Genomic DNA, 1,755 nt, shown 5'->3' on the forward strand with positions numbered 1-1,755 from the left:
TGGCATAAATGCCGGTTTGCACCATCCGTCCCTCGGCATCATATTTCATATACACCCACTGGTGTCTGGCCCGCATGTTCGAGTCCTGCGACAGCACGGGCTGGTCGCTGTGGTTGTAGACGGTGTAGGTTACAGGAATGTGGGCGTTACCTGCGGCCGCGCTATCCACTCATACTGCGCGGGCCTTAGCACGGCCTGCACTGAAGCTCTCGAAGTGGCCGGTATCCGTTTCTATCGCTAACGCGGCCTGCGCACTTGTTTTGTTTCATGCGTGTATGCAACAATTTTGATACATGTTTCATTGCCTAAACAAATTCAATCCTAAAAATAAGATCATTGAAATCGTCATCCGCATATCCGTCGTTACAATTGTAGGTTGTAACCTTATCATTTTGTTCGATAAATAGGGCTCCACCGTTGTGGCCATAGTGCATCGTACCATCTCCGGTATCCCAAACATTGTAAATAAAAAGTATTTTATCTTTGGATGTTAAAGATATTTCTACTTCACGAGGTGCTGTATTTTCCCAAAGTACAACCTTGTTTGGAAGTTTCTGTCCGTTAACTTCAAATTCGCCTTTGGTTTGAAAAATAATACCCTGTCTCCATTGGCTGTCTGTAGAAACAAACACTAATCGTAATAACGCCTTATTTTTAGGTAATAAAACTCTATCCGACATTTTTATTTCTTTGCCTTTATAAATAAAAGGTTTTCCTTGAGATTTATTGAAAAATTCTTCAAAAACTATCTTATTCATATTTATCTTCTAAATGGATCAATTATACGATGTTGTTCTGGTGTTACTTTAATAAAGTCAAAAAGACCACCACTTCGTTGTGGAATGGTATGATGTAGTTCCATGCTTTCCATTGCCCCTGTTGTTGCATTTCTAAACTGAGGTGCCAATCCCTTTCTCATCCTTATGAGATTAGATTCGGAATATTCGGTACCTTTTGTGAGTGCCTCATTTTTCCAGAAACGTTGTCTTACCGTACTCCACACAGGAGCTTTACCTTGCGGAGTTAAATTTGTGATTGGGTCGCCAACTTTCCATCCAATTTTTTCACTCAGATCAACGGCCCCATGCTCAGCAAAACTTTCAGCAGCCTCTTTAATTGCGTACCCGGTTTTGCCAATAGGTACGAAGCTTGCCGCTGTAAAGGCAAAGGCACTCTGCATATCTCTTGGTGTCGCAGACTCGCCGGTTAAATGCCTCACCTCGCCACCCGGCCAGAATATCGACCTTACCGTTACCCAAGCGTCATCAACTATGCCATAAGTAAGTTTACCAATATACGGAGTACTTTTCCATTTATCATAACCATTAGGCTGCCATTGCGATATGGTTGCTGTTTTTACCACATTCCCCTGCAACCTACCAACCGTACCAAAATTTTCAAAAGTTGTGTGGGATGTTTTAAATGCATTAAACGCATTTACGCCTTGCCATGCCGCATTTGCGCCCGCGGCACCCCAACCAAATGCTCCGGCCCATGAATTGCTACCACTACCTGTAGGAGCGCTAACTGTAGGGCCGGAGGTTGGTGCCCAGGGAATCGGTAACCCGCCATTATCATACTGCATCCCATCCGGGTCAATCATATTGAGCGGGTTATTCCCCACATACCCATAAGGCGTTTCATCTTCGTAAGTGACGGATAGCGGGTCCATAGTCAGCCATCTCGCTAAAACCGGGTTATAATTCCTGGCTCCGAAGTCATAGGTATTTAAACTCAGCTCGGGCTGTATTTCCT

At 44.1% G+C, this 1,755-nt stretch carries 2 protein-coding genes; both read right to left on the reverse strand.

Features of this window, described 5'->3' with window-relative positions; genetic code table 11:
• Positions 1–305: 305 nt before the first annotated feature.
• Positions 306–758 carry a hypothetical protein gene (locus ABD772_RS17455; RefSeq protein WP_345107487.1) on the reverse strand — a complete coding sequence of 151 codons (453 nt, stop codon included), beginning with the start codon at positions 756–758 and terminating at the stop codon, positions 306–308.
• A 2-nt stretch (positions 759–760) separates the two neighbouring features.
• On the reverse strand, positions 761–1,755 hold a 995-nt coding region (locus ABD772_RS17460), incomplete at its 5' end, for an RHS repeat-associated core domain-containing protein (protein WP_345107490.1).

This window comes from Mucilaginibacter panaciglaebae, from assembly GCF_039539265.1.
GTDB classification, from domain to species: domain Bacteria; phylum Bacteroidota; class Bacteroidia; order Sphingobacteriales; family Sphingobacteriaceae; genus Mucilaginibacter; species Mucilaginibacter panaciglaebae.

Excerpts from the sequence above, each read along its gene's own strand:
- ABD772_RS17455 (WP_345107487.1), bottom strand. The coding sequence starts at position 758 with ATGAATAAGATAGTTTTTGAAGAATTTTTCAATAAATCTCAAGGAAAA.